We start from the raw sequence: 19,554 nt of genomic DNA on the forward strand, positions 1-19,554 counted from the left end.
AAATATCCAATTTATAAATCAGCCGCTGCTGAACCACCCTTATTAAATTGCATCAGGTAATAGCTATTACCAAATGGATCTGAGAGTGATGCTTTAATTCCCCATTTTCTTTTCTGAATGTTGCCGTTCATCTGGCCACCAGTATCAACGACCCGCTCTATCGCCAATAGCAGTTCCTCCACAACGACATCCATATGTACCGGTGTCCAGTGCCGATCATAACTATTTATATTTTTCTTACTATTTATTGGCCAGGCCCCAGGATCTCTTTGCTTTAGGAAAATTGGTATGCTGCCACCGAGTATCTCAACCACATCCGTACCCAGGCGACGTCCTTCGTGAAGACCAAAAGCATCACAGTAAAAATTACTCCCTCGACTTAAGTCATCCACATCAATATTCAAGAGTATTTGCATAATGATGCGATTCTATTTTCCAGTCGATTTACACAAAACTTTTTAAAAAATCATATCACTAGTCAGCCGTAGGCCGGGATCTACCACATTGCCAGCAGAAGTCAAAAGCTGCACCATTATCCTCACCACAAGCAGTGCATAGCCAGTTTTTTTGTTCCACTTCTGCTTCAGCAAGAACCTGCTGAGCGCGCTCTAAATCGCGATCCCGCTCCAACCACAATTCGGGCCAAACCTGATTTGGAGCTAACTCACCGGTTGCTCCCTGGGCATATTCATTCTTTAACCGGGTTTTTATTCCCGCTACTTCCAGACGACTTTTTACCAACTCAACCAACAGACGGTTTTCATGGGTATAGATGAGCTTCATAGTAAGTAGAACCAAAAAATGGGCTACTCAGAGTACCTATCTACCAACCTGCAAACAATTACTTTACCGATTGGAAACAACAGGCCACTCCTCTATTTCTAATAGGCACCCACTCGATCACAATGATCAAAATCGCAGTATCGATCTTCCGCAACTGTAATTATCTCCAGAATCGACTCGACGGAGTCTATGGCAGATCGGCTGTTCAACAGTATTCGGCCGGAGCGATTGGCAATATATTCGAGAACCACTTTCCCTTTGATATTTCGGTGCTCGGCGATTTTCTGCCCTTTTCTGACTTGATCACCGCGGTTAACATAAAGTCTGATCCAATCTCTATGTCGCTTTTTAAGGTTATTGCCCCGAGCAGTACTCGCATATATTTGCTCAGCACCGATCAGTCCCATAATTTCTCCAAACACTGGAGATTTCGCAGCCTGGGCATAAGAAACACTACTGGCGTACAAAACAACAAAGATAAAGATCTTGCTCAAACCTGTACTCCCGACCGCCATCCAACCTAAAAATTGGAAACCACAAATCTGCAGATGACGCCCCAAACTTTTTCTGGAGCAATAAGTTAGGTATAGCTGACTAGATAATTCGCGCCAGAAAGCTCTCTGTATGCCAGGTTACTGATTGATGGGGAGAGGTTGGTGTGGTATCGCTTTCACGAAAGTTCAGGAGCGATAGTGAACTGACTCACTATCGGGTAGAAAGTAATAGGGGGACCGACACGCGGTCCCCGGGGGGTTAACTCAGGTCAATCCAGGTGGACTTAAGTTCACAGTACTTATCCAGTGCGTGAAGGGATTTATCTCGGCCGTTACCGGATTGTTTAAAACCACCAAAGGGTACGGTGATATCACCGCCAAAATAATTATTTACCCAAACAGATCCGGCGTATATATCACGCGCCATGCGATGGGCACGTCCCAGGTTATTGGTCCAGATACCCGCCGCCAGACCATAGATAGAATCATTGGCAATAGCGAGTGCTTCTTCCTCACTCTCAAACTCGATCACAGACAGCACCGGGCCAAAGATTTCTTCACGGGCGATGGTCATATCGCCAGTAACACTGCGAAATACCGTTGGCTCATAGTAATAACCACCCGCAACTTCATCCACTGGTTTACCACCGCAGACTAATTGCGCCCCCTGCTCCAGGCCCTTGGCCACATAAAATTCAACTGTGTCAAACTGGCTGCGATCGATCAGGGCGCCCATACGAGTATTCGGGTCTTGGGGATGCCCGGGCTTAAAACACTCTGCGGCTTTACTCACCTTTTGAATAAATTCATCAGCGATAGACTTTTCCACCAGCAAACGTGATCCGGCGGTACAGGTTTCACCCTGATTGTAAAAAATAGCCAGGGCCGCCGCTTCCGCCGCCTTATCCAGGTCTGCATCGGCAAATACAATATTCGGGCTTTTACCGCCGAGTTCTAAGAATGTACGCTTGAGATTGGACTGGCCAGAGTACTCGGTCAGGGTTTTGCCCACCTCAGTGGAGCCCGTAAAGGTCAGGCAGTCGATATCCATATGCAGGCCCAGGGCCTTGCCCAAACTGCTACCCGGCCCCGGCAGCACATTTAGCACGCCATCAGGAAGTCCCGCTTCCTTAGCCAGGCCCGCCAACTTAATCGCAGTCAGTGGTGTATTGGAGGCGGGCTTCAGAATAACGCTGTTGCCAGTGGCAAGGGCTGGCCCCAGCTTCCAGGCAGTTGTAGATAAGGGGAAATTCCAGGGCACAATAGCAGCCACCACCCCCAAGGGCATACGGGTAACCAAGCCCAGTTCACCAGGGCCGGTCGGGGCCACTTCATCGTAAATCTTGTCGATAGCTTCGCCACTCCAGCGAATCGTGGTGGCCGCTCCAGGGACATCCACCGCCATGGTGTCGCCAACCGGTTTACCCGCATCCAGGCTCTCCAGCAGGGCAATTTCTACCAGATGCTCCTCAATCAGCTCGGCAAAGCGCACCATGATTTTTTTGCGCTGCATCGGCGGCATTTTCGACCAAACGCCAGACTCGAAGGTTTCCCGGGCCACATTTACCGCCAAGTCCGCATCTTTCGGGCCACAGCTGGCAATCTGTGCCAGCTCTTCACCATTAGCTGGATTAAAAGTGGCGCGAATTTCACCGGAAAGGGCATCGACATAGCTGCCATTGATAAAGGCACGGCCCTCGATCTTCAGTGAGGCCGCCAGAGCCTGCCATTCCTGCAGGTTTTGGGGGATATTATTTTGCGCTGACATGGCACACCTCGTTTAGGTTGGAGATAACTTTCCCGGTTATATCTAAAATGTGATCACAAATCAAAGGGTCATATCATAGTTGCGAATTAGGCGACCTGTGTTTCTACTTGCAGCCAGTCGTCCTCCAACTGCATCGACAGCTTATCGCCATGGTGTAACTCGCCTACTCCAGCCGGCGTACCGGTCAAAACCACATCACCGGGTTCGAGAGTGAAATAACTGCTGATATAAGCCACCAGGTCGAGAATCGGGGTCAGCATATTTTCGGTTTTACCCTGCTGGCGCAATTCGCCATTTAGCCACAGGTAGTAGCTGAGCTTGTCCCAGTCCGGCAGCCAGTCGAGTTTCACAAAAGGGGAAAGTGGGCACGATTTATCGAACCCCTTGGCCTTCTCCCAGGGCTGACCCGCTTTCTTTAACTTCGTCTGGAGATCGCGCAGGGTTAAATCCAGGGACAGGCCCAGACCTGCAATCGCCCCTGGAGCTTCTGCCACATTGGCATTACTCAGGCGCTTACCAATCAACAGGGCAAGTTCCCCCTCAAAATGGCAGCTGCCGCGCCCCAACGGTAAATGGATGGGCTCCGCCATAGATACCACTGATGTAGCTGGCTTGATAAACAAAAGCGGCTCTTCTGGCACCGGGTTATTTAGCTCTGCCGTGTGATCAGCGTAATTGCGTCCCACACAGACGACCTTCCCCAAACCAAACGGTACTTCACTGCCACAGGTAAATTGATGTTGGTACATAGATAAACAAGATAGTTAGGATAGAAATTTCGAATAAAGCCTTGAAGGCTGCATGTGCTATGATCGCGCCTTCGCCAAATTTGCGGCACCCCCGAAGAAGTGATCCAAGCACTTTGCATCTGTTATTCGCACTCAGTGAAGAGATAGTTTATGGCTGCGCACAGTCCCGATCAAAAGAAGTCCCTGCAAAAAGATAAGATTCGCATTCTGTTGCTGGAAGGCGTACACCAGTCCGCCGTCGACTTACTCAGCTCCCGAGGTTATACCAATGTGGAGTACCTCAAGACCTCCCTGCCTGAAGATCAATTGATCGAGAAAATTGCCGATGCGCACTTTATCGGTATTCGCTCGCGTACCCAATTAACCCGCAAAGTATTGGAACATGCCTCCAAGCTGATAGCCGTAGGCTGTTTCTGTATAGGCACCAACCAGGTGGATTTACAGGCGGCAACGGAACTGGGCATCGCAGTCTTTAATGCGCCCTACTCCAACACTCGCAGCGTAGCCGAACTGATTATTGCCGAAACTATTTTTATGCTGCGTGGTATCCCAGAGAAAAACGCTGTGTGTCATCGCGGCGGCTGGCAGAAATCAGCGGTGAGCTCATACGAAGCTCGTGGCAAAACCCTGGGTATTATCGGCTACGGTGCTATCGGCTCCCAGGTTTCTGTTATGGCCGAAGCTATCGGGATGAGGGTCAGGTTCTACGATGTGATTACCAAATTGCCTCTGGGCAACGCCACCCAAGTGAACTCTCTCCCGGAATTGTTGGCGGAATCCGATGTGGTCTCCCTGCACGTACCGGAATTGCCTTCCACCAAAATGATGATGGGCGCCGAGCAAATCGCGCAGATGAAGCCCGGCAGTATTCTCCTCAACGCCTCTCGCGGCACGGTGGTAGATATTGATGCCCTGGCAGAAGCACTGAAGAGCAATCACCTGGCCGGTGCGGCGATTGATGTCTTCCCGGTTGAGCCCCGTGGCAACAGCGACGAATTCGTCTCTCCCCTACGCGGAATCGACAAGGCGCTGCTGACTCCCCACGTAGGTGGCTCCACTATGGAGGCCCAGGAGAATATCGGAACAGAGGTATCAGAGAAACTCGCACACTATTCCGATAACGGCACCACCACCAGCTCTGTGAACTTCCCAGAAGTGGCACTGCCCGGTCACCTGGATACCCACCGCCTGCTGCATATCCACAAGAATGTGCCCGGTGTGCTGAGCGCCATCAACCAGGTGTTCTCGGAAAATGCCATCAATATCTCCGCCCAGTTCCTGCAAACCAATGAGACATTGGGTTATGTGGTTATCGATGTGGACGCAGAGTATTCTGATCTGGCACTGGAAAAGCTGAAGAATATCCCCGGCACCCTGCGTTGCCGCGTGCTTTTCTAAGTTTGCCCATTCCTGGCGGGTACATATCAGTACCCGCCTATGAGCTCAACGGGGCGCGCCAGTCAGAGCCTTCCTCGCGGTAAAAAAGATTGATCCCCCCCGGCCACCGCTTCTACAATGGCCAAACCTATTCTTTTGCTTCAGGCCCAGGTGACCACATCCACGTGCCACCCCTGAATCAAAGCCAGAGTTATCCACAGCAGGTGCTCCCTTGCGTAGTAATGATTCCGCCTCAACCGGCCTTCTCGCCGGGATTTCCGCCTTCCTCATTTGGGGGCTGGCGCCACTGTACTTCAATAAATTACAGGATATTCCCGCTGCGGAAATCCTTGCCCACCGCAGTATCTGGTCGCTGGTACTCGCTATTGGTATTCTGCTGATTGTACGCAAAATGCCAGACTTTCTGGCAACCCTACGCGACGGCAAGAAGATGCGGATGCTGGCCCTGACCACGGTATTGATCGGCGGTAACTGGCTGGTGTTTATCTGGGCGATCAATAACGGCCATTTGCTCGAGGGCAGCCTGGGTTACTACATCAATCCACTGATCAATATTTTGCTGGGGGTCCTGTTCCTGGGTGAGAAACTGCGGCGACTGCAATGGATCGCTGTGGCACTGGCAGCTACCGGCATTGCCTATGAGCTTTGGCAGTTTGGTCGCATACCGATCATTGCCCTGTTCCTGGCCTGCTCCTTTGCGCTATACGGTTTGGCCCGCAAGCAGGCCCCTGTGGAAAGCCTTACCGGCCTCGCGGTGGAAACTCTCTTTATATTGCCAGTGGCCGTAATCTACCTGTTTTGGAGCGACAGCCCCACCAGCAACTTGCTGAACAACAGCCTGGAGTTAAACAGCTTACTGCTCTTTGCCGGCCCCATTACCCTGGTTCCCCTGCTGCTGTTTACGATCGCCGCGCGCAGGCTCAACTTATCCACATTGGGCTTCCTGCAATACATCGGCCCCACACTGATGCTGGTAGTTGCCACCCAGGTATTGGGTGAGTCTTTCAGCGAAGAAAAGCTCACCACCTTTATGTTTGTCTGGCTGGGTCTAGCGCTCTACTCTGTCGATGCACTGGCACAGCGGAGAAAGCTGCATCTACAAGGTAAAGCAGCACTTTAACGGTAAAACCTGTGTAAGAATGGCCGCTTAAATTAACCGAAGGCGGCCATCATGAATTACTCGCCGACAGCCACCCACCTCAAGTGCGACTGTTACCCAGCAGGCAGCAGTCGCTGACTGTCCTGCTGGCCATGCTACTTTGAGCGCTGCAACTTAGCTTCACCTGGAAGACTAGCAACACAGATCTCTTCCTTCGCACCAGCACTACCGCCGTTTCAGCAATCTTTATTATTAGCCTGCTCGAGTAGTAGCCGCACAAGTTACCGCGCTGGGTAATACAGGTAGCGGGTGTAGCTATTTCTATTCCAATTACACTACTTGTTGTCGCTATAGCCCTGACGGAACAGGGGCTTCCTGTCCATAGCAGTGACAGGTATGCTTTCGGCCCCTTGCCCAGGGTTCCATTGTCGTCAATTTAAAGACTATCCGCGATGTAATAAGGGAGGGAGATACGGGCCAAATTATGCTGCTAAACACTGAAAAAAACTGCCTGTGAGCCGACGCTACCTGTACCTGCTTCAATAAATGTAATCACTTTATTAGTAGAGTGAATCAGAAAGCCAAATTTGTCTCAGGCATAGGCCCCCGGATATTTTCCGAATTTATTGGACAGTATTAATTCTTGGACAAGAATTACATAAATCTACATAAGTTTTCCTGGAAAGTCCTATGAATGGTTGCCTCCGATTCCTAACCATACTGACACTGACATTTCTTTCCGCGAGTCTATTTGGTCAGGATAAAACCAACGACGTAAAATTTGAAACTCTGGTGTCCTCTACAAAGGACTGGGAAGGACACTCCCTACCAAAAATGAAACCGGGACAACCGGAGCTGACAATTGTCAGTGTAACTATTCCAGTGGGGGAACAGATGCCTGTACATAAACACCCTGTTCTCAATGGCGTCTATGTGGCGGAGGGAACCTTAACCATTGTACTCCCAGGACAAAAGGAAACACTCACTCTTGGGGAAGGTAAGGCATTTATCGAGGTTACTGATAAATGGCATTATGGGCGCAACGACGGGGACACACCGGTAACCATTATTCTTTTTTACTCCGGTCTGGAAGGTCAGCCAACTACCATCTTTAAGAATCCTGACGAAACACTGAATTAATAGCGCTTTCAAACTGTGTTTTTCTGGGGGCTAATTGAACGCAAGCTAAATATATGCCCCCTAAATCTTAAACATTATTTATTAAGTTTAAAAATATCTGCATACCCTTGCTATGTATTTCCGCATTGACTGGAATCTATATAACCATGCGACGGACAGTTGATACTATTGCCACTGTTATCTTCAGTGTTCTTTTTGCCATTTCATGTTTGGCCAATCAACCGGAATCCCTGAAGCGCTACCCACCTTATGTGGTAGACGACGGCAAAATGCATATCTATTTATGTGGGACTGGAACCCCTGATCCCGCCTATCAATATTTGCGCCACCCGGCATGTGTGGCTGTACAAAGCAGCGGAAAGCTATTCCTGATTGATGCCGGTGAGGGGGCTACCGCGAGGATTGGCCAACTGGGCCTGAACCTTGCCCAGCTCGACCCTATTTTCATTACCCACTGGCATTCGGATCATTTTGGCGGTCTCGCAATGGTGATCAACGAGTCCTGGTTTGTGGGAGCAGACTCACCTATCAATGTCTACGGCCCCTATGGTATCTATCGCATCATCGATGGCATAAACCAGAGCTTTGCGCCGGATATTTTCTTTAGGTCTTCCAATCGCCAAGGCATCCTAGACCCGGTGCTTGCGGTAGCAAAACCGCACTTAATCAATATTGCGGGTGACCAGAATGAAATTGTACAAAGTGTGTGGCACCACAGAAACACCTATGTTTCTGTATTCGCGGTACACCATGAACCCGTTTTTCCCGCATTTGGCTATGAAATACGCTTTGGCCCCTGCAAGGTTATTGTTACCGGTGATACCCATGTATTTGATGCCCTGGAACCCATTGAACGCGATGCCGACGTGCTTATATCTGAAGCTTTGAGCTATGCACAATACATCAGTAAGTTGAAGCAGACCGGTGATAATCGCCGTGCTAGATTGCGCTACGAAAAAGCGGACCAGATTATTCACTACCACTCAAATACACTCGATATCGCCAAGATGGCTAGTAAAGCAGGAGTTAAATCTGTTGCCCTGACACATCTTATCCCACCTCCCGTTACGGAACAGGACAAAATCGGTTTTATCAAGGGAATGAGTAAATACTATTCAGGCCCCATAAGGGTAATGGATGACCTCGATGAAATTGTACTTTCAGACAACGGACAGGGCTCCTGCAAGGTCGAATACCCAACTAACAGGATTCCTACAAGCACCAAAGAAAAGTCCGGAAAGGGTACACCCATCAAAAAAACCTCAATGCCTGAGGAAAAATCCAATAAGTCTGATGAGAGCCCCCACTCCAATAAGAGTGATCAAAACCCAAAGTAACTCTCTAGCGAACTGAGCTATTCATCCCAGAGCTACTGTTGCAGCAGTTCTAAAAAAAGCTCGTAAGTGGACTAGCCTGTAGATTTATTTATCGCACCATTTCACAATTTCCACAGTTCAGGCCCTCACTCCAGTCACATATGCTCGAAACGCCTCCAAGAGATTGGGTACAAAAGCTGTTATGAGCAGCATTTGGTTCTTTAGGATTGGCCTGAGTTTCTGAGTATTGATTAATCAGGGCTCCGTGGGTTTCGACCCAAAAACCGTAACAGTGACCTTTATTGGCTTCTTGAGTTTCTCAGTGCTGGAAATTCCACTGGCGATACTGGAGCTTTATCTCTATGCACAGCGCATTAACGCCACAGGGACACCTGGCGACTATATTAGTTATAGATCTCTACGGTAATTAATGCAGTGGATAACTTCGCCGCAGCAACCTTTAAATAGTTGCCTCGACTGGGATCAATCTAAAAGAGGCGTCACCGACAACTATTTGCGATTTAACCACTCATCCATCGCTGCCAATATCTGGTGGCGATAGGGTTGGGTCTCGTTGATCATCTGGTGCCGAGCGCCACGGATCAGTACCCGGTGACAATTGGGAAATCGATTTCGAACAGCATTTAGGCCGTAGCGCCAATCAACGGTCTTATCATCCGTTCCCTGCACTAAAAGGATTGGCCGCTGGTTGCGTGCTGTGCGGGGAAATGTCTGCAACCAGTCCACCATAGCCCTAAGCCAGCTCATAGAGATTGACTGTGCTTGGAGGGGATCTCTGAGTGCTTGGCGTCGGGAAAACTCCACATCGTGTGTATTGATCGTAAAAGCCCGTCCGGGTTCACGTATAAAAAGCCGCCCTACATAGTATTTCCAGCGGTTTAGCCAAGCCCAGTTCGAAGGCCTCACCAAAGGCGCCAGCAAAAAGACCTTATCCAGGGGCTGCCAGCGACTGTACTGCAAGTGAGCAAGTAGCGCCGCACCGCCTGTGCTCTGGCCCAGTGCGTGCCAGGGCCCAGGCAATTTTTCTCGCGCAATCTCCAGCAGACCATCGAAAGCCTGGCGGTATTGCAGGAAAGTATGGATAGCAACACGCTCACCACTGGAGAGACCATGGCCGGGAAAGTCAAAAATCACAACATTCAGGTCCCGCTCCAGGCCAAAGCGAATTGCCGGGCCATAAATACCCGTATGATCAAAATAACCGTGACAAATAAACAGGGTGCCCCTGGGTTTCTCCACCATCCAATACTGAGAAACCAGCTCAAATCCCGCGGCTCTAAAAGTCCCCACCCCAGTCTTTCGGGCTCGAGGAAAATGTAAATCGTAAAAATTACGATAATCCTGTAGCTCTTTGCACAGAGGGGTTTCGTCAGCACCAAAGTCCAGCTCTGGCAATTTCTGACGCAATGCAGAGTAGTCCGGCCGCTTAATTACCGGGCTGTTATCGTATGTACTGAGATCTTGCAAAGTATCCATTAGTCCAATGGTACTGCATTTTGGCGAGAGGGGTAGTGGTGTCGTAGCGTGAAAGGCAACTCGAAAAGAAAAAGGTGGGCCTTGTGCCCACCTTTTTATAGCAACATGCGCCTCTACTTGATCTGTGGCTCCAATTCGCCAGCGATGTAGCGTTCGCTCATAACATCGAGGCTAACAGGGCGAATCTTGCTGGCATTACCAGCTGTACCAAACGCCTCATAACGAGCGATACAGATTTCCTTCATCGCCTGGGTGGCAGCTTTGTAGAACTTGCGCGGATCAAACTCAGATGGATTCTGAGCCAGGAAGCGACGGGTAGCACCGGTAGATGCCAAACGCAGATCGGTATCGATATTCACCTTGCGCACGCCATACTTGATTCCCTCACAGATCTGCTCAACAGGAACGCCGTAGGTTTCCGGGATCTCACCACCAAACTCATTAATTACTGCCAGCCACTCCTGGGGTACAGAGGAGGAACCGTGCATTACCAGGTGGGTGCCTGGAATACGTGCGTGAATCTCCTTGATACGGTCGATTGCCAGGATATCTCCCGTGGGCGGACGAGTGAACTTGTAAGCACCGTGGCTGGTACCACAGGCAATGGCCAAGGCATCTACCTTGGTCTTCTGCACAAAATCAGCAGCTTCTTCCGGGTCGGTCAACAGCTGGTCGTGAGACAATTTTCCTTCCGCACCAACACCATCTTCCTCTCCCGCCATACCAGTTTCCAGAGAGCCAAGGCAGCCCAGCTCACCTTCAACAGAAACACCACAGGCATGGGCCATATCCACAGCGCGCTTGGTGACATCCACATTGTACTCGTAAGAGGCCGGGGTCTTGCCGTCTTCCTCGAGGGACCCGTCCATCATCACAGAACTGAAGCCCAACTGGATAGAACGCTGGCAAACTGCAGGGCTGGTGCCGTGATCCTGGTGCATAACTACCGGGATCTCAGGGAATTCCTCGATAGCAGCAAGGATAAGGTGGCGCAGGAAAGGGGCACCGGCATATTTGCGCGCGCCCGCAGAAGCCTGAACGATTACCGGGGAATCGGTCTCTTTGGCCGCTTCCATAATCGCACGCATCTGCTCGAGGTTATTTACGTTAAATGCAGGTACACCGTAGCCATGCTCTGCGGCATGGTCCAACATTTGGCGCAGGCTGATAAGAGCCATAATTAATTCCTTTCTCGTCTACTCGTAGTATTTGTATTTTTTGCTTTTATGGCCTGCCTGCAAATTGCGGCAGGCCTTAATTCTCGTTATTCAGTCTTGTGCGCGACTTTCAAGTATCGCGACTGCTGGCAGCTTCTTACCTTCAACATACTCCAGGAAAGCACCACCACCTGTGGAGATATAGGAAACCTTATCGGCAATACCATACTTATCCACAGCCGCCAGGGTGTCTCCACCACCAGCGATGGAGAAGGCATCACTCGCAGCGATAGCTTTGGAAAGATGCTCCGTACCGCCGCCGAACTGGTCAAACTCAAACACACCCACAGGGCCGTTCCAGATAATGGTCTTAGCGCTACTGAGGATCTCCTCCAGCTGCTCGGAGGATTTCGGGCCGATATCAAAAATCATATCGTCTTCAGTGACAGCATCTGCATTCTTGGTTTCAGCTGCAGCGGATTCGTTGAATTCCTTGCCAGTGACCACATCGGTAGGCAGAGGAATATCACACTTCTGCATCAGGGCTTTAGCGGTATCTACCAGGTCGTGTTCGCACAGGGATTTGCCCACTGGCTTACCGCTGGCCGCCAGGAAGGTATTGGCAATACCACCACCGACAATCAGCTGATCAACTTTGTCAGCCAGGCTTTCGAGCACGGTCAATTTTGTGGAAACCTTGGAACCGCCAACAATAGCAACCAACGGGCGCGCCGGTTCAGCCAGGGCCTTCTCCAATGCATCCAGCTCAGCGGCCAGCAGAGGACCGGCGCAGGCAACCGGTGCAAACTTAGCCACACCGTGAGTGGACGCCTGGGCCCGGTGGGCGGTACCGAAGGCGTCCATCACGAAGATATCGCACAACTGGGCATAGGCCTTTGCCAGGGACTCATCGTCCTTCTTTTCACCGCGGTTAAAACGTACATTCTCCAGCAGGGCAACGTCACCATCAGCCAGCTCAACGCCATCGCGCCACTCTTTAACCAGCGCCACATCACGACCCAGCAATTCACCCAGGTGCTCAGCCACGGGAGCCAGGGAGAATTCCTCGGCGTATTCGCCCTCGGTAGGTCGTCCCAAGTGGGACATCAGGAGTACTTTAGCCCCAGCATCAATAGCGGCTTTAATAGTCGGTAGCGCCGCACGGATACGTGCATCGGAAGTTACACGACCGTCCTTAACCGGTACATTCAGGTCCTCACGGATAAGTAAGCGCTTACCAGCAAGATCGAGATCTGCCATCAGTTTGACCGCCATTCGCCAATCCTCTTCTACTTCGATTAACTGAAAAATGTGGGCGGCGATTATATCAACTGGAACCTATCGATGCCGATATTAAAAACAGGGGAAAACGTTGTTATCACAACCAATCCACGCATTATTAGCTCAGTTGATACTGTCTTGGGGGTCATAAGTCCAAAGCCGGCCTCACCTTAATTTTATTTAGCTTCAGGGTTAGCGAGCGATCACTACAACCCAAAGAGACACCTAAAGCCAATTTTACGGTACTTAAGCAAGAATCCTGCCTTCTCACTTATCTGAAAGCTGCCTCAAGCCCATTGCCTTTCACTTGGTAAATAAAAATCCACTTGAGTAATACAGTACACCTCACAAGCGATAGCAAATTATTGAATAACACCTACAAGAAATCGAAGTGGCAACGGTATTGAGTCACCTCAAAAAGTGGGCTGATGATTACCGGTTAATTACACTCAATAACAGGCAGGCACAGCCAAATTGTACTTCCCGCTTCTAAATTGGATCGCTAGAATCGCCGCCCCCCTTCCAAAACACATTAATCACAGAGGCTATTTGAAAGTAAAACTGAGGATGGCCAGAAAAAGAGGTAAACAAAACGATGCAACCAACGGATAGTGATATCGTTTTTCAAAGCTATGGACGCTGCTGCAATAAAGAAGAGTTTTTTGTAGACTTTTACGATCGGTTTATGGGTAGCTCTACAGATATTCGCCAGCTATTTGCCAATACAGATATGAAGGCTCAACGCCATCTTTTACGCAACGGTATAATGCAACTTGTGCTTCACTCTCGCGGTATGCCAGATACCAAGCTGCGCGCTCTGGGCAAAAGTCACGATCGCAATGGCTATAATATCCGCCCGGAATGGTATCGCCTCTGGCTCGATGCCCTGCTTGCCACTCTCAGGCAACACGATGAGGAATACTCTTCAGAAATTGAAGCTGCCTGGAACCGCGCAATTTTGCCAGGTATTGAAATCATACGGCAAGCGTATTAATTCCTACGGCTCCATGAAAATATAACTGAAGGAAACTCTAAACAACTCCATGATGCCTATAGCTTGAAGAGCGGTGCATATTTAAGGAGTGGCTTCTAAGGGATGTCAAGACCTTTCAAGAAGTCACACCGCAGAGTGTGAATCGCTTCGTCAGCCGCGCAGATATGTTACGGAGTTATTCAGAGGCTCCTTGAGTTTAAATTTGCTAAGCCCCAAACTCGCTCTTTCTGGCCGTGCTTTCCACCAATTTATTCGTACGGCCATACCGAGTATCTATTATCAGAATAGTGCTCCCCCTCCCAGATTTCATTAATAGCTTAAAAGCTCATTCATAGCTATCCCACAAAAGTAAATGTAGCTATTGTAGAGATGCTTCTCCCTAATAAAGCATCAAAAATAAATTTTTCATAATATGATTAATATCATAAAATAAATATGCAAACAGATATTTTTAGAAAAATAAAAATAAAAATATAAGGATTCATCAACAAGCTTTAGCAAGGCAATGTCAAACCTCACTGCTGGTAGCAGTATTTTATCCAGGTATTAATTTACATTCATATCAAATGAAAAATGCTAGACTCCCAGAGTAAGTGGCGCACGTTTACACATAAGAATCCAGTTAGCCCAATAATTTTTTTACCGAATAAATATGCAACCCCAAAAAGTATTGCAAAAAACCAAAGAAAAGCATACCAACGAGATACCCGGTCGATCCGATCTGTATCCGAGGCTTATCGAACAAGATAACTTATGAAAGATCTCTAGGTTATATAGAAGGTTAAGCGCATTAAGATCGGAAAGTTAACTTGGATTAAACTCATTTGCCGACTCTTGATAATTTTACAGAAGACAATTTCACATAGGTTATAACTGGAGATAAAAGTAAGATAAGAGAAAAAATACTTGACCTTAAACTGAGCCTGCAACTGAAATTACAATTAAAGATAGCCCAAATAATGTACCCGAAAAATGCATTTTAACTACTATTGAAAGTGGGGCATCGAATTGATGCTCAATTAATTGCTCCCTAAATTCATCCAGTTGTTCATCCTTTATAAGCTACCAAACTATCTATAACTTAAAAATTGTTGATCCAGTTCACACTATCAAGTGGGCGAGAATTATCTGAAAACTTCCTCCCCACCAAAATCCCGAAAAAAATTCAACCTAAGAAAGACGCAATAGCAAAATCAGAAAGACAAATAACAAACCCAGATGGTTAAAATACTCCTAAAAAACTTAAAAAAATAGCAAAAATAAAATCCCTCAATAAAATTTTTAAAAATTTACCAGTGAAATGCTTATTCATACGACACAAAAATCCTGATAAATTCCTCAAATCGACGCATTAGAAAAAAACCAACAATCAAAATAACTTAAAAATGTCGATAGAAGAAATAATAAGCAATTAAACTTCCAGGAGTCTCCAATGAAAAAAACACTCTCTATTTTTGCTGCCAGTGTATTAGCCTTAGCCGTATCCGGTAATGCTACTGCTGAGGACAAACGTTATATCGTGACTTTCAAGCAGGGAAAGGGTGAGTCAGTTAAGTCCTTTATGAAGAAGAGGGGCGGACGCCAGGCTCTTGAAATACGTCGGCAGAATGCGATGGCTGCACATATGTCCACAGCTACCCTAAAGGAGATGCGTTCCAATCCGGATGTTGCTTTTATTGAAGAAGACGTTAAACGTTATCCGATGTCTCAGGAAACTCCCTATGGAATCACCATGGTGCAGGCAGATCAGCTAGGTGACACTCAGGCCGGCAATCGCACCGTTTGTATTATTGACTCCGGCTACGATCTTGTACACGAGGATCTATCCGGCAACGCCGTTACCGGCACCAGCGATCCCAGCGGCGCAGGTAACTGGTATGAAGATCAAAGTGGTCACGGCACCCATGTGGCCGGCACTATCGCTGCAATGAATAATAGCACTGGTGTCGTGGGCGTGATGCCCAGCAGTAATATTAATCTGCATATTGTAAAAGTATTTGACGGCGATGGCTGGGCCTACTCCTCCTCCCTGATGGCAGCTGCGGAGGTTTGTGCCGACAACGGTGCCAACATAATCAATATGAGCCTGGGCGGTGAAAGTGCCAACTTCCTCGAAAGACGCACCTTTAACAACCTGGATCGCCAGGGAATCCTGTCTATCGCTGCAGCCGGAAACGACGGCAACACTGCGCACTCCTACCCAGCCTCTTACTCCTCCGTTGTATCCGTCGGCGCTATCGATAGCGATAAGGCTATCTGGTCCTCTTCCCAGCAGACTGACCAGGTAGAGCTCTCGGCTCCCGGTGTGCAGGTTCTATCTTCAGTTCCCACCGACACAGGCAGGATTTCTTACTTGACCGTCGACAGTGTTGACATCGAATCAGCTCCGATAGACGGCACTCCAGCTGGCGCAATCACCGGTTCAATGGAGGACTGCGGTACAGCTGAATCCGCTTGTACCAGTGCAGCAGGCAAGATCTGCCTGATTGCACGAGGCAATATCAGTTTTGCTGAGAAGGTTTTAAATTGTGAGTCCGGCGGTGGTATCGGAGCGATTATTTACAACAATGAAGAGGGCTTACTCTCCAGCGCAACCCTGAGCGATACTGTAACCACTATTCCCTCGGTTGGTATTTCTGACACTGATGGTGCAACTCTGCTCACACAGCTAAGTGCCAGCGTAGATTTGGAAAATGAGGCTACAAGCTACGAATATTTCAATGGCACTTCCATGGCTACCCCACACGTTGCCGGTGTTGCCGCCTTGGTATGGAGCCATTTCCCCAACTGTAGCAATACAGAGATCCGCAATGCCCTGACCGCTACAGCTGAAGACCTCGGTGATGCTGGCAGAGACAACGCCTACGGCTACGGCCTGGTGCAAGCAAAAGCAGCTTATGACTATTTGGATACCTACGGCTGCTCCGGCTCCTGATCCAACTCGGGTTAACTAGAGCTTGAATAGGAAAGGGGAGCAAAGCTCCCCTTTCCTTTATCAGAACAGACAAATAATTTGCTTGAAGATTTTTAAGGGCTCAGCAGTGTCTCCGCCCCGGTACTGATATCTTCCTCAGAAAGTATACCTTCCACGAACAACTTCTTTAGCACCTCCGAACACCGATCTCTTATGGTATCCCGAACTAATCGTACCGTCGGCGTTATCGACTGCCTGCCCGGTGATACCAACCACAGCTCTGTCGCCTTGGGTTTATAGCCACGCATAGTGGCCACCACCCGACCAGCAAGTAGATCCGCAGACATATCCAGGCAGGACTTGATTGCAAGACCATATCCAGATGTACACCAACGTCGCACCAGATCACCATCATTGGACGACCGATTCCCTGACATGCGTACCTTATAAATCTCCTCGCCCTTAAAAAACTCCCAATTATTGTGCACAATCTCGTGAAGTTGATAAAAAAGGCCATTATGTGCGGAGAGATCCTCCGGTGTTTGCGGGGAACCCTTTTCCTCCAAGTAGGCCGGGGTTGCACACAATAAACGGGGCACCTCACAAATCTTAAAACCATATAGGTTGGCATCCGCCGGGGGTCCGTAGCGCAACGCGATATCCACAGGATCCCGGTAAAAGTCCACTTGGCTATCACTGATATTCACTCTCAGACTCAGCCCCGGGTGCTCCTGTAACAATTGATCGAGCCAGGGAGTTACGAGGTTCCTTCCCAGGTCCGAGGATGCACCTATGCGAAGCTCACCATCTATCTGGCCACTGTCTTCCTTGAGGTTTTGCCGGGCGAGGTCCAGAGTCAGAAGAGCCTCCTCACATTTGGGAATAAACCTTTCCCCAGCACTGGATAGCCGCAGTTGCCGCGTAGTGCGAATAAACAAATCTGCCCCCAGCGCGCTCTCCACACGCTTGATTGCTGCACTTGCAGTTGCGGTGCGCAAATCGAGACTGGCGGCGGCCGCAGTGATACTGCGAAGCTCAGCCACTTTAAGAATGACCCTCAAGTCTTCAAGCTGCATATTTTCAATATGTTTTTGATAAAGATTCAAAGATTATAGTGTTTCTAGCGATGCAATCTAGATCTAGAATGACCTCATCAGCTCGACATCTCAGTCCTTACTCAGGAGACAGCTGAGCTGTTCACTAGGTCTCCTCTGAAAGGATCAAGGAAAAGAGTACAAACCTTAATCCAACACATATCGAAACAAATAGGTGTTCTCATGAGCAGGCTCACTATCGTTGCCAATATTAAAGCCAAGGCCGACAAAATTGACCTGGTGAAATCTGAACTGTTAAAACTCATTGATACAACACGAGCAGAAACTGGTTGCATTAATTACAACCTTCATCAAGACAATGACAATCCTGCACACTTCCTGTTTTATGAAAATTGGGAAACTCGCGATCTGTGGCAAACCCACATGAACAATAAGCACCTGGAAGACTATATGAAAGCAACCGAGGGTGCCGTTGAAGAGTTTGTATTGAATGAAATGACCGAGATTGATAACTAATCTATCCCGGTGTGTTATCCAGGTTCCCGCCTGGATAACACCGAGCTAATAAATACACTTCTTCAAAGGGCTTTCCCGGTAAATTAAGCGTAAAAGCCCTTCGGCGGAGCAACTCTTCGTCTAGAGCTATTCCCTGATAGCAACCCAGCCAAATAAAACACTAATCAACAAGTCCGGATTGCCAATTAAGGTTGATAATCACCTGTGAATTCATCTGTCGGTTTATCTGGGTCGGTCATCCTTTGCACTCAATCAGGCCCTATGCTTAAATTATTCCATTAACAGTCACTAATAAACATAATTAGCCTGAAGGATTTATGGAACTGGAATTTTTAACGGCAACCCTGTTTAACCTGGGAATTAACCTGATTTATACGCTGCTAGCGTTATTTATTGGCATCACCGCACTGATTACTATTGATAAAAAACTACTTCGCTCAGTAGATATTGAAGGCGAACTAAAAAATGGCAATATCGCCGTATCTATATTTGCATCGACCATATTAATATTTGTTGCCATCATTATTTCGTTTGGCCTCAAGGGGTAACAGCATGCGTAAGTGGCTGGCTATAACACTGATACTTTCCCTCGCACTGATCACCCCTGAACTTGTACGGCGAGCTAATACACAGGAGCCGCCAACGAAAAGTACACTGGAAATCCCCCTTTCCGATAATTTACGGAGCTTTGGTAGCAGTGGCAGTCAGTTAGCCAGTACTGTGGACTCACAACAAGGTGTCGTGCGAGTGGTGGGTACCCGCTATCCACTGGAGGAGAAAATCATCCAGCAAGTGGTCGACAAGCGATCACTGGAAGAGAGTGCTCATGTCTCAGTGTGGAACTGGCAGGGAATTGAGGCTGCGACAGCTTCCGCCCGGGGACTGGACCAGCAACACCACTTTGCCAATAGCTACCTGGTGGGGTTCAAGCCCTTTAAAACCCAACAGCTTTGGGTGCCCCTTTATACACTGGCTATAAATAAAGAGTACCAATACGATCACCTGCAATACGCCGGTTTGTCAGACATTTGGCAAACATCCCGGCAGGCCTATTACCAAAAGCGTGGTGACTGTGAAGACCACGCTATTTTGCTGGCAGATTGGCTTATCGAGTTGGGAGTTGATGCGCGGGTGGCACTCGGAACCCATAAAGGTCAGGGTCACGCCTGGGTAGTGGCCATCTTGAACGATCAGGAATACCTGCTAGAGGCAACCAGCAAACGCCGCCAGACCAGCTGGCAAGCCATGCCCCTGGCAGCACTGGCGGAGGGTTACGATGCGGAATTTCAGTTTAACCGCCATTTTTTCTGGGCGAAGAAAAATCCAACACCCACTCGACAATACCGAGGCAATCACTGGGTAAAAAAGTCCCAGTTTATTCGCGGTTAATGCC

At 48.6% G+C, this 19,554-nt stretch carries 18 protein-coding genes; 9 read left to right on the forward strand and 9 right to left on the reverse strand.

Going from position 1 to position 19,554, the window contains the following annotated elements; genetic code table 11:
* Positions 1-11: 11 nt before the first annotated feature.
* The 5 genes from BTJ40_RS20495 to BTJ40_RS20515 form a co-directional block, all read right to left on the reverse strand.
* The gene (locus BTJ40_RS20495) at positions 12-416 is read right to left on the reverse strand and encodes a VOC family protein (protein ID WP_108734825.1); all 405 of its coding nucleotides are present in this window, start codon (positions 414-416) and stop codon (positions 12-14) included.
* A 58-nt stretch (positions 417-474) separates the two neighbouring features.
* The gene (locus tag BTJ40_RS20500; RefSeq protein WP_108734826.1) at positions 475-783 is read right to left on the reverse strand and encodes a DUF2007 domain-containing protein; all 309 of its coding nucleotides are present in this window, start codon (positions 781-783) and stop codon (positions 475-477) included.
* A 98-nt stretch (positions 784-881) separates the two neighbouring features.
* Complete coding sequence (locus BTJ40_RS20505) at positions 882-1,277, reverse strand: hypothetical protein (protein ID WP_157954182.1); 396 nt, start codon at positions 1,275-1,277, stop codon at positions 882-884.
* 259 nt (positions 1,278-1,536) lie between these two features.
* Complete coding sequence (locus tag BTJ40_RS20510; protein ID WP_108734828.1) at positions 1,537-3,045, reverse strand: aldehyde dehydrogenase; 1,509 nt, start codon at positions 3,043-3,045, stop codon at positions 1,537-1,539.
* 86 nt (positions 3,046-3,131) lie between these two features.
* Positions 3,132-3,794, reverse strand: a complete 663-nt coding sequence (locus BTJ40_RS20515) for a fumarylacetoacetate hydrolase family protein (RefSeq protein WP_108734829.1) — start codon at positions 3,792-3,794, stop codon at positions 3,132-3,134.
* A 150-nt stretch (positions 3,795-3,944) separates the two neighbouring features.
* On the opposite strand from BTJ40_RS20515, the gene serA reads away from it, so the two are divergent.
* From serA to BTJ40_RS20535, 4 genes are all read left to right on the forward strand, one after another.
* Positions 3,945-5,192: a phosphoglycerate dehydrogenase gene (gene serA, locus BTJ40_RS20520; RefSeq protein WP_108734830.1), complete on the forward strand. Its 1,248-nt coding sequence runs from the start codon at positions 3,945-3,947 to the stop codon at positions 5,190-5,192.
* Positions 5,193-5,403: 211 nt separating this feature from the next.
* Positions 5,404-6,312: an EamA family transporter RarD gene (gene rarD / locus BTJ40_RS20525; RefSeq protein ID WP_108734831.1), complete on the forward strand. Its 909-nt coding sequence runs from the start codon at positions 5,404-5,406 to the stop codon at positions 6,310-6,312.
* A 669-nt stretch (positions 6,313-6,981) separates the two neighbouring features.
* Entirely contained in the window at positions 6,982-7,431 is a 450-nt protein-coding gene (locus tag BTJ40_RS20530) for a cupin domain-containing protein (RefSeq protein WP_108734832.1), read from the forward strand.
* Between the two features lie 146 nt (positions 7,432-7,577).
* On the forward strand, positions 7,578-8,768 hold the full coding sequence (locus tag BTJ40_RS20535) for an MBL fold metallo-hydrolase (protein ID WP_108734833.1): 1,191 nt from the start codon (positions 7,578-7,580) through the stop codon (positions 8,766-8,768).
* A 489-nt stretch (positions 8,769-9,257) separates the two neighbouring features.
* On the opposite strand, the gene BTJ40_RS20540 is transcribed toward BTJ40_RS20535, so the two are convergent.
* The 3 genes from BTJ40_RS20540 to BTJ40_RS20550 form a co-directional block, all read right to left on the reverse strand.
* Positions 9,258-10,244: an alpha/beta hydrolase gene (locus BTJ40_RS20540; RefSeq protein WP_108734834.1), complete on the reverse strand. Its 987-nt coding sequence runs from the start codon at positions 10,242-10,244 to the stop codon at positions 9,258-9,260.
* A 113-nt stretch (positions 10,245-10,357) separates the two neighbouring features.
* Positions 10,358-11,422, reverse strand: a complete 1,065-nt coding sequence (gene fba, locus BTJ40_RS20545; protein WP_108734835.1) for a class II fructose-bisphosphate aldolase — start codon at positions 11,420-11,422, stop codon at positions 10,358-10,360.
* A gap of 90 nt (positions 11,423-11,512) precedes the next feature.
* A complete protein-coding gene (locus BTJ40_RS20550) occupies positions 11,513-12,676 on the reverse strand; it encodes a phosphoglycerate kinase (RefSeq protein ID WP_108734836.1) in 1,164 nt (387 codons plus the stop codon).
* Between the two features lie 601 nt (positions 12,677-13,277).
* Between BTJ40_RS20550 and BTJ40_RS20555 the strand changes: the two genes are divergently transcribed.
* Positions 13,278-13,676, forward strand: a complete 399-nt coding sequence (locus tag BTJ40_RS20555; RefSeq protein ID WP_108734837.1) for a globin — start codon at positions 13,278-13,280, stop codon at positions 13,674-13,676.
* Positions 13,677-15,108: 1,432 nt separating this feature from the next.
* Positions 15,109-16,611 carry a S8 family serine peptidase gene (locus BTJ40_RS20560; protein WP_108734838.1) on the forward strand — a complete coding sequence of 501 codons (1,503 nt, stop codon included), beginning with the start codon at positions 15,109-15,111 and terminating at the stop codon, positions 16,609-16,611.
* Between the two features lie 92 nt (positions 16,612-16,703).
* On the opposite strand, the gene BTJ40_RS20565 is transcribed toward BTJ40_RS20560, so the two are convergent.
* Positions 16,704-17,696, reverse strand: a complete 993-nt coding sequence (locus tag BTJ40_RS20565; protein WP_238152080.1) for a LysR family transcriptional regulator — start codon at positions 17,694-17,696, stop codon at positions 16,704-16,706.
* Positions 17,697-17,867: 171 nt separating this feature from the next.
* Between BTJ40_RS20565 and BTJ40_RS20570 the strand changes: the two genes are divergently transcribed.
* The 3 genes from BTJ40_RS20570 to BTJ40_RS20580 all read left to right on the forward strand — a co-directional run bounded on the left by BTJ40_RS20570 (position 17,868) and on the right by BTJ40_RS20580 (position 19,550).
* Positions 17,868-18,161, forward strand: a complete 294-nt coding sequence (locus BTJ40_RS20570; RefSeq protein WP_108734839.1) for a putative quinol monooxygenase — start codon at positions 17,868-17,870, stop codon at positions 18,159-18,161.
* Positions 18,162-18,478: 317 nt separating this feature from the next.
* Positions 18,479-18,709 carry a DUF350 domain-containing protein gene (locus BTJ40_RS20575; protein ID WP_108734840.1) on the forward strand — a complete coding sequence of 77 codons (231 nt, stop codon included), beginning with the start codon at positions 18,479-18,481 and terminating at the stop codon, positions 18,707-18,709.
* Between the two features lie 4 nt (positions 18,710-18,713).
* Positions 18,714-19,550 (forward strand): transglutaminase domain-containing protein, encoded by an 837-nt coding sequence (locus BTJ40_RS20580; protein WP_108734841.1) that lies wholly within the window; start codon positions 18,714-18,716, stop codon positions 19,548-19,550.
* Positions 19,551-19,554: the final 4 nt, after the last annotated feature.

This window comes from Microbulbifer sp. A4B17, from assembly GCF_003076275.1.
GTDB lineage: Bacteria > Pseudomonadota > Gammaproteobacteria > Pseudomonadales > Cellvibrionaceae > Microbulbifer.